Below are 8,914 nucleotides of genomic sequence, written 5' to 3' on the forward strand. Positions count from 1 at the left end.
AAGTAGATGGATGATGTTCTAGAACTAGAGAAGCGAGTAGCGGAGCTCAATAAAACCTTACATGAGTATGGGCGTGCATACTATGACTTGGATGCCCCCATCGTTCCCGATTCAGAATATGATGAAAAGATGAAGGAATTGTTGGCGATTGAAGAAGAACATCCTGACTTAATCTATCCGGATTCACCGACACAACGAGTTGGCGGAGCACCACTCGAGGTATTTAATAAAGTTGTTCATCGTCATCCAATGCTTAGTTTGGCAAATGCGTTTAATGAAGAAGACTTAAAGGATTTCGACAGACGTGTAAAAGACGCGACAGGGAACGCTGTGTATGTATGTGAACTGAAAATAGATGGTCTCGCTGTTTCCTTGCAATATGAAAATGGCCAGCTTGTACAAGGTGCTACTCGTGGAGACGGTTCAGTTGGAGAAGACATCACAGCCAACTTAAAAACTATTCGCTCGATCCCACATAAATTGAATGAGTCTTTAACAATTGAAGTACGTGGCGAAGCGTATATGCCCAAGAATTCATTTGTTAAATTGAATGAAGACCGTGATGAAGCGGGGGAAGTACCTTTTGCCAATCCACGAAATGCAGCTGCAGGTTCACTTCGTCAATTGGATTCAAAAGTTGCGGAGAGCAGAAATTTAGCTACTTTTATTTATGCGGTAGGCGGCGATGCAGAAGTATATGGCTTAGACAGTCACTCGGATGCGCTCAATAAAGTGGATGAACTAGGATTGACGACAAATAAAGAACGTAAGCGTTGTACGACAATTGAAGAAGTATTGGAATATGTAGCCTACTGGACAGAAAATAGACTAAACCTCGATTATGAAATTGATGGTATTGTAATAAAAGTCGATAACTTTGAATCGCAAGAACAACTCGGTTATACCGCAAAAAGTCCTAAATGGGCTATTGCGTATAAATTCCCTGCAGAAGAAGTGCAGACTCAACTGCTGGATATTGAGTTAAGTGTAGGTAGGACAGGTGTAGTGACACCAACAGGCATACTAGAACCTGTTCTGGTAGCAGGTACAACAGTAGGACGAGCATCTTTGCATAACGAAGACTTAATCCGTGAGAAGGATATTCGTATCGGTGATCACGTCGTGTTGCGAAAGGCAGGCGATATTATTCCTGAAATTGTCATGTCATTGAAAGAACAGCGAACAGGTGAAGAAGAACCGTTCCATATGCCCGACCACTGTCCAGTATGCGATTCAGAACTGGTTAGGATTGAAGGGGAAGTGGCGCTGCGTTGTGTGAACCCTAAATGTCCTGCACAGATGAAAGAAGCATTAATCCATTTCGTTTCAAGAAGAGCCATGAATATTGATGGCGTTGGTGAAAAGCTGATTGAACAATTGTATACTGCTGAATTGGTTCAGGATGTTTCCGATTTATATATCTTAACGAAAGAATCACTATTGGCCTTGGAACGGATCGGAGAGAAATCTGCCACAAATATTTTGACGGCTATTGAACAGTCCAAAGAGAATTCATTAGAGAAATTGCTATTTGGATTGGGCATTCGCCATGTCGGTGAAAAGGTCGCAAGAATATTAGCAGAAGAGTACCGCACCCTTGATGCACTAGAACAAGCAACAGAAGAAGAGCTTGTCAATATTTTTGAAATCGGTGCGATTGTTGCTGACTCTGTGACAACGTACTTTAGTACGGAAGAAGTTCAGGAAGTAATGAACAAGTTGCGTTCTTATGGTGTAAATACCGTGTATAAAGGTACTACGCGTGAAGAGTTGCCAACTACTGGACCTTTCGCTGGAAAAACCATTGTCTTAACAGGTAAACTCGCAGAATTGACGCGTGGAGAAGCTAAAGAACGAATTGAATCGCTGGGCGGGACTGTCAGTGGCAGTGTCAGTAAGAAAACAGATCTGGTCATTGCAGGTGAAGATGCAGGCTCCAAATTGACGAAAGCGCAAGAATTAGAGATTGAAATTTGGGACGAGCAAGCCATGCTTGACGCCCTTGGAGTGGATATGAATGAAAATAACGACTAAATGGCTTATGACGGGCATCCTGTTGGCAGTCTTGCTGACAGGATGTGTACCGGCACCGGGCGATGATTCGGAACAAGCGGTGCAAGAAACAGAAGAAAGTGAACAGGAAATGGTGCTTATTCCTGAGACTCAAGTAAAAAAAGAATACTATCGGACACCGGTTCCATTTAAAAAGAGCGCTAGCCGAGGGTTAGTCGTCAATAATCTCAATACGAAGTACGATATCCAGGAAACGGAGGAAGGCTTATTGCGCCTGTCTTCGCTATATTACGATCCTAAAGATTATTTCTTCCAGGAAGGTCAGTATATAGACCGCGATACTGCAAAACAATGGATCTCAAGAAAGTCAAATTTTGAAGCGGGTCTCAATCCTGCAATTACTGACGATATGTCACCAGCACAAATTGCGGATGAAGCACCGATCTATCTGGCGCATATCGTTGAACAAAACTATTTACAGATGACAGATGATAAAAAAGTGAAATTAGCGGGAATATCTATTGGACTTGCAATGAATTCGATTTATTATCCACGTGAAGGCAACGAACGCCGGATTGATGATAAAACGATCGAAGAAAAAGGCAAGAAGATGGCAGACATTATATTGAGCAGATTGCGTAGTAAACCAGAGCTTGCGGATATTCCAGTAGCGGTCGGCTTGTTTAAGCAAGAAAGTCGGAACGATATTGTGCCCGGCACATATTTTGCGACTTCATTCGCTGCAAAAGGTAAAAATGAATTCACTGGGTGGAAAGAAGTGGACGAGCAATATGTATTACTTCCCGCATCTTCTTCTACAGGAAATTATCGTGACTTGAATACAACATTCAAGAACTTCAAACAAGACATTGATGATTACTTCCCGAGCTTTGTGAATGTCATTGGAACAGCGTTCTATAAAGACCAGAAACTACATTCATTACGCGTGGAAATGCCTATACAATTTTTTGGCAAGACAGAGCTGATTGGATTTTCACAATATTTGACTTCGTTAGTTAAAACGCATTTTAAAGACGTCCCCATCGAAGTAAGTGTAACGTCAGTCAATGGACCCGAAGTGCTGATTGTGAACGACAATGATCGAGAAGAACCGTTTGTACATGTCTATGGATATTAACAGATTTTAGGTAGTAACACGAACTTTCCAAGAAACTGATTAAATGGTATGATAAATTGTACGATTGCAAAATGAGGAGGAACGATGTATGACAACATTTTCGAATGAAGACGTCAAGTATTTTGCGGATTTCGTCCGTATTGGCCTCTCCGAGGAAGACAAAGAAAATTTCTCTGCACAGATAGCAGATTTGATTGAAAGTGTAAGTAATTTAAAAGATGTGGATATTACAGGTGTAAAACCTATGACGCATCCAGTTGCTATGATCAACGTCTTACGTGAGGATGAGCCAAAGGATATCTTGGACCGTGAAGTAATGCTAGCTAGTGCAGAAGATCAGGAAGATGGACTTATCAAGGTTCCAGATATTCTGTAATCGAATTTGCAGTATAGAATACCATTCATGGCACAACGATAGTAGGAGGAAAAGTGATGACGTTAACAAGTAAAACAGCAACAGAACTTCAAGCTCTTTTACAAAAAGGGGAAGTTACTGCTAAAGAAGTAACAGAAGCAACATTACAAACGATTGAGCAGCAAGAAGAGAAAATTCACGCGTTTATTCACGTCGCAAAAGAAGAGGCAACCAAGCGTGCAGAACAGCTTGATCAAGAAGATGCTAGTACACGTGGACGTCTTTTCGGTGTTCCAATCGGTATTAAGGATAATATTGTAACAAAAGATATGACGACAACATGTGCAAGTAAAATGTTGGAAGAATTCGTACCCGTTTACAATGCTACAGTTATAGATAAATTGGAAGCTGCCGGCGCAGTGAATATTGGAAAACTCAATATGGATGAATTTGCAATGGGTTCCACAACTGAAACATCTTATTTCGGTAATACATTAAACCCATGGAATACAGATTATGTGCCAGGCGGCTCTTCAGGTGGTTCTGCAGCGGCAGTCGCAGCAGGAGAAATACCACTATCTCTTGGTTCGGATACTGGCGGTTCAGTTCGTCAACCCGCTGCATTCTGTGGAATTGTTGGAATGAAACCTACATACGGTCGTATTTCACGTTTTGGTTTAACAGCATTCGCTTCTTCACTTGATCAAATCGGTACATTGTCACGCACTGTGGAAGATAACGCATTATTGCTTGGCGTAATCGCAGGTGAAGATGACAATGACAGTTCATCTTCTGTAAAAGCGGTTCCTGATTTCACGGCAGCTCTTACAGGCGATATTAAAGGTCTGAAAGTTGCAGTTCCAAAACCTTATCTAGGTGAAGGTGTTGATGCGGAAATCGCTACAGCAGTAAGAGAGGCAATTACTGTATTGGAATCTCTTGGAGCAATTTGTGAAGAGGTGGAATTGCCACATATTCAATATGCGCCAACTACGTATTATGTAATATCTTCCTCGGAGGCACAATCCAATCTTTCACGTTTTGATGGATTGCGTTACGGTTATCACACAGAAAACGCTGAAAACCTAGAGCAAGCATATTTCCGCACACGCCAAGAAGGATTTGGCGATGAAGTGAAAAAACGTATTATTTTTGGAACATATGCAATGAGTGCAGATCATCATGAAGATTTGTATGTACGTGCCCAAAAGATTCGTACATTGATTGCACAAGACTTTGATTCCGTATTTGAAAAATATGATGTTGTCATTGGGCCAACTGCTGCCACAACAGCATTTAAGCTTGGCGAAACAGGTGGAGACCAGCTCGTTCATTATGCAAATGATGTCTTAGCTGTACCAGCGAACCTCACAGGCCGTCCAGCAATATCCGTACCATGTGGTTTCGTTAACGAACTACCGGTTGGCATGCAAATTATGGGTAAGCACTTTGACGAGGAAACATTATATAAAGTCGCTCATGCTTATGAGCAAGCTACTGATTTCCACAAGCGTACTCCATCGATTCAGGAGGGGAAATAACCATGAACTTCGAGACAATTGTCGGATTAGAAATCCACGTAGAACTAAAAACAGATACTAAAATTATGTCACCAGCACCTGCCCATTTCGGTGCAGAGCCGAATAAGAATATTCACGTAACAGACATCGCATATCCCGGTGTTTTACCTACGTTAAATAAAAAAGCAGTGGAATTTGGGATGAAGGCGTCTATGGCACTGAACTGTGATGTTGCGCCTATTATGAACTTTGACCGCAAGCACTATTTCTATCCTGATAATCCGAAGGCATACCAAATCTCTCAAGACAAGCGTCCTGTAGGAGCAAATGGTTGGATTGAAATTGAAGTAGACGGCAAAAAGAAGAAAATTCGCATAGAACGTGTACATTTAGAAGAAGATGCGGGAAAATTGACCCATACAGAAAATGGATATTCATTAGTCGACCTGAACCGTCAAGGAACACCGTTAATTGAAATCGTTACAGAAGCAGATGTGCGCTCTCCGGAAGAAGCATATGCATTCTTGGAAAAACTAAAAGCGATTATTCAATATACAGGTGTATCTGACGTACGTATGGAAGAGGGTTCACTTCGTTGTGATGCAAATATTTCATTGCGTCCGTTTGGTCAAGAAGAGTTTGGTACAAAGACAGAATTGAAAAACTTGAACTCGTTTAACTTTATTCGTCGCGGTATTGCGAATGAAGTAGCACGTCAAGAAAAAATTCTATTGTCTGGTGGTACCATTCAGCAAGAAACTCGTCGTTACGACGAAGCAACTGGCGACACAGTATTGATGCGTATCAAAGGCAGTGCCAATGATTATCGTTTCATCAATGACCCAGACTTGCCTGAAGTTCATATCGAACAAGAATGGATCGATCGTGTTCGTCAGGAAATTCCAGAATTACCTGACGCTCGTAAAGAACGCTATGTATCTGAACTGGATCTTCCAGAGTACGATGCACACGTACTGACGTTAACTAAGGAAATGTCTGACTTCTTTGATGCAACAGTCAAAGCGGGAGCGGATCCAAAATTGGCTTCCAACTGGTTGATGGGAGATGTATCAGCTTATCTAAATGCTGAGTCGAAAGATCTGCATGACACGCCGTTGACACCTGAAAACTTGGCGCAACTTGTACAATTGATTACAGACGGTACAATTTCTTCTAAAATCGCGAAAAAAGTATTTATTGACCTTGTGAAAAAAGGCGGAAACCCTGCCGATATCGTTAAAGAAAAGGGACTTGTTCAAATCTCTGATGAAGGTACATTGCGTACAATCATTACTGAGATCCTAGACAATAATGAACAATCAATTGAAGATTTTAAAAATGGTAAGGATCGTGCAGTTGGATTCTTAGTTGGTCAAGTTATGAAGGCGACAAAAGGGCAAGCCAATCCACCGCTTGTTAATAAATTATTGATGGAAGAGATCAAGAAGCGTTAATCTATCAATCAAATGAAACGTTCCAGGAGAGGCCAAAATAGTCTGATCCTGGACGTTTTTCCACGTTAACTTACACAGTGAAACAGGGGGGATTGTATTGAAAACAGAACAACAATATTTTGAAGAAGCTGTATCGCTTCAAACGTATATGGACAAAATGGAAATGCATAAGGAAAACAGTTTTTTGATCTATGATGCATTTGAAGTGCCGCAGGATGATGAATTTATTGAATTGCTGAAAGAAAAACAACCCCGTGTATTAGTCATTACAGAGGACTGGTGTGGTGATGCGATGCTGAATAATCCAATCCTTCGCAAGATTACGGAAGCTGCCAATATAGATGTTCGCACTGTGTTGCGGGATGAAAATCCAGAGCTGATTGACCGATATTTGACAAATGGTGGACGTTCGATACCCATATATCTACTATTAAATGCAGCAGGTGAGGTAGTCGCAAAGTGGGGACCTCGAGCACCGGTTCTGCAGAAATATGTGATGGATGGTCGCGAAAAGTTACCAGCTAAAGACGCATCTGATTATGAAGAGAAACAAAAAATGTTTTATTCTCAGTTGATGTCTGAATATACATCTAAACCCGAGAATTGGCTTGCTGTGTACAGTGATATTCGTTCGACATGGCTTCCTGTTTTGCAATCGTCTAAGTAACTATTTGTAAGAAACCATTTAAAAATGGTAAAGGTCTGATTTGTTTCAGACGCAAAAGGATCGAGGGGAAAGTGTATGAAACGTGCACGCATTATTTATAATCCTACTGCAGGAAGAGAAATCTTCCGTAAACATTTAGCAGAAGTCCTCGAAAAATTAGAGAATGCGGGTTATGAAACATCCGCTCATGCTACAACTCGTGAAGGTGATGCTACAGCAGCGGCACGAGACGCGGTTCGCAGAGGATTCGATGTTATTATTGCTGCTGGCGGTGATGGGACGCTCAATGAAGTGGTTGCAGGTATCAGCCATTTTGATAAACGTCCAAAAATCGGTTTAATTCCAATGGGTACAACAAATGATTTTGCAAGAGCGTTGCGTATTCCGAGAGAAATTGATGAAGCTGTAGATATCATTTGTCAAGGAGATTCGATTCCGGTCGACGTAGGCTTGATGAACGATCGTTACTTTATTAATATAGCAGGTGGCGGTCGTATGACGGAATTAACATATGAAGTACCAAGCCGTCTCAAAACGGTAATTGGGCAGCTAGCTTATTACTTAAAAGGTATTGAAATGTTACCTTCTATACATTCCAGTCATCTTCGCATTGAGTATGATGGAAATGTGTTTGACGAAGAAGCTATGATGTTTTTGATTGGTTTGACGAATTCAGTTGGCGGGTTTGAGAAATTAGCACCTGACTCGAGTATTAATGATGGATACTTCACATTGCTTATTTTGAAGAAATGCAATATCGCTGAATTTATACGTGTAGTTACATTAGCTTCTCGTGGAGAACATATGGATGATCCTTTAGTTGTATCGGCGAAGGCGGAAAAAATTGTGGTGACTTCCAAAAATGAAGTGTTATTGAACTTGGATGGAGAATACGGTGGCGTGTTGCCTGCTACTTTCCAGAACTTGTATCAACATGTCGAAATGTTCGTACCACTACAAAAATTACGTCCGCAAGATCAAGTGAAGAAAATCCAATAAAAGAAAAAGTAAAAAGACTATTCCAGTCGAAGTTCTAACATTCGGATGGAATAGTCTTTTATTGTGAAAAATTAATGGGATGAGCCCGATGCAATACGCATCGTATCAGGTCGATATTAGATGTATTCAATCGCTTCTCCTTGTTTAGCAGCTAACTTTGGCACTTCTTGCAACGGCATCCAACGATAACTGAGTAATTGACCTGCGTCTTTACCTTCACCTTCTACGATATATTCCCATTCATGCTTGTTTTCTCCTAGGTAGGAAAAATGGAAAATCGTACGTTCATAAATAACATTTTTATCTTCTGGAAAATATTTTGAAGCTTTAACTTTACCTTCTAGTATGAGTTCATCACGCACAATACCCGATTCTTCCTCGATTTCTCGATATAATGCATCCAATAGTAGTTCATTGCGTTCAATTGTACCACCAGGAACTCGTAAACCTGCTTCAGGCTGATCTTTTTGCTCATACACAAGCAATTTACGATGTCTGCCTTCTCCTTTTGTAATATACGCTATTACTTTTCTTTTTACCTTTTTCATTCACTTTCACCTCTCATTAGTTAATCCATTATACTGTAAATTAATAAGAAATACAAGAGAAATGAGTTAATCAATTAGTATACAACATTTAAACATGCTATGAATATGAAAATACGTCTAAATTTCGACAAATTACTATTGATAAATAGGTTATTAAAATGGGTTTTTAGGGAAACCCTAAAATAGAACTACACAGGGAGTGATGATGTGTATAAGAGAC

8 protein-coding genes are annotated in these 8,914 nt (G+C 40.6%); 7 read left to right on the forward strand and 1 reads right to left on the reverse strand.

Going from position 1 to position 8,914, the window contains the following annotated elements; all coding sequences use genetic code 11:
• The first annotated feature begins 6 nt into the window (after nt 1–6).
• From ligA to CSV61_RS15710, 7 genes are all read left to right on the forward strand, one after another.
• On the forward strand, nt 7–2,034 hold the full coding sequence (gene ligA, locus CSV61_RS15680) for an NAD-dependent DNA ligase LigA (protein WP_083033846.1): 2,028 nt from the start codon (nt 7–9) through the stop codon (nt 2,032–2,034).
• Nucleotides 2,018–3,151 (forward strand): CamS family sex pheromone protein, encoded by a 1,134-nt coding sequence (locus tag CSV61_RS15685; RefSeq protein WP_099639992.1) that lies wholly within the window; start codon nt 2,018–2,020, stop codon nt 3,149–3,151. Before ligA ends, CSV61_RS15685 begins: the two co-directional genes overlap by 17 nt.
• An 88-nt stretch (nt 3,152–3,239) precedes the next feature.
• Nucleotides 3,240–3,527 carry an Asp-tRNA(Asn)/Glu-tRNA(Gln) amidotransferase subunit GatC gene (gene gatC / locus CSV61_RS15690; protein WP_083033842.1) on the forward strand — a complete coding sequence of 96 codons (288 nt, stop codon included), beginning with the start codon at nt 3,240–3,242 and terminating at the stop codon, nt 3,525–3,527.
• A 56-nt stretch (nt 3,528–3,583) separates the two neighbouring features.
• A complete protein-coding gene (gatA, locus tag CSV61_RS15695) occupies nt 3,584–5,047 on the forward strand; it encodes an Asp-tRNA(Asn)/Glu-tRNA(Gln) amidotransferase subunit GatA (protein ID WP_099639993.1) in 1,464 nt (487 codons plus the stop codon).
• Between the two features lie 2 nt (nt 5,048–5,049).
• Nucleotides 5,050–6,480, forward strand: a complete 1,431-nt coding sequence (gene gatB / locus CSV61_RS15700) for an Asp-tRNA(Asn)/Glu-tRNA(Gln) amidotransferase subunit GatB (RefSeq protein WP_099639994.1) — start codon at nt 5,050–5,052, stop codon at nt 6,478–6,480.
• Nucleotides 6,481–6,577: 97 nt separating this feature from the next.
• Nucleotides 6,578–7,147: a thioredoxin family protein gene (locus tag CSV61_RS15705; RefSeq protein WP_099639995.1), complete on the forward strand. Its 570-nt coding sequence runs from the start codon at nt 6,578–6,580 to the stop codon at nt 7,145–7,147.
• A 75-nt stretch (nt 7,148–7,222) separates the two neighbouring features.
• Entirely contained in the window at nt 7,223–8,146 is a 924-nt protein-coding gene (locus tag CSV61_RS15710) for a diacylglycerol kinase (protein WP_099639996.1), read from the forward strand.
• A gap of 116 nt (nt 8,147–8,262) precedes the next feature.
• On the opposite strand, the gene CSV61_RS15715 is transcribed toward CSV61_RS15710, so the two are convergent.
• Nucleotides 8,263–8,694 carry an NUDIX hydrolase gene (locus CSV61_RS15715; protein WP_099639997.1) on the reverse strand — a complete coding sequence of 144 codons (432 nt, stop codon included), beginning with the start codon at nt 8,692–8,694 and terminating at the stop codon, nt 8,263–8,265.
• Between the last annotated feature and the right edge of the window lie 220 nt (nt 8,695–8,914).

The organism is Sporosarcina sp. P3 (genome assembly GCF_002743415.1).
In the GTDB taxonomy this organism is placed as follows: Bacteria; Bacillota; Bacilli; order Bacillales_A; family Planococcaceae; genus Sporosarcina; species Sporosarcina ureae_A.

Bases quoted from the DNA above. Each gene is read 5' to 3' on its own strand.
- CSV61_RS15685 (WP_099639992.1), top strand. From the start codon at position 2,018: ATGAAAATAACGACTAAATGGCTTATGACGGGCATCCTGTTGGCAGTC.
- CSV61_RS15710 (WP_099639996.1), top strand. From the start codon at position 7,223: ATGAAACGTGCACGCATTATTTATAATCCTACTGCAGGAAGAGAAATC.
- CSV61_RS15715 (WP_099639997.1), bottom strand. From the start codon at position 8,694: ATGAAAAAGGTAAAAAGAAAAGTAATAGCGTATATTACAAAAGGAGAA.
- gatB (WP_099639994.1), top strand. From the start codon at position 5,050: ATGAACTTCGAGACAATTGTCGGATTAGAAATCCACGTAGAACTAAAA.
- ligA (WP_083033846.1), top strand. From the start codon at position 7: ATGGATGATGTTCTAGAACTAGAGAAGCGAGTAGCGGAGCTCAATAAA.
- gatC (WP_083033842.1), top strand. From the start codon at position 3,240: ATGACAACATTTTCGAATGAAGACGTCAAGTATTTTGCGGATTTCGTC.
- gatA (WP_099639993.1), top strand. From the start codon at position 3,584: ATGACGTTAACAAGTAAAACAGCAACAGAACTTCAAGCTCTTTTACAA.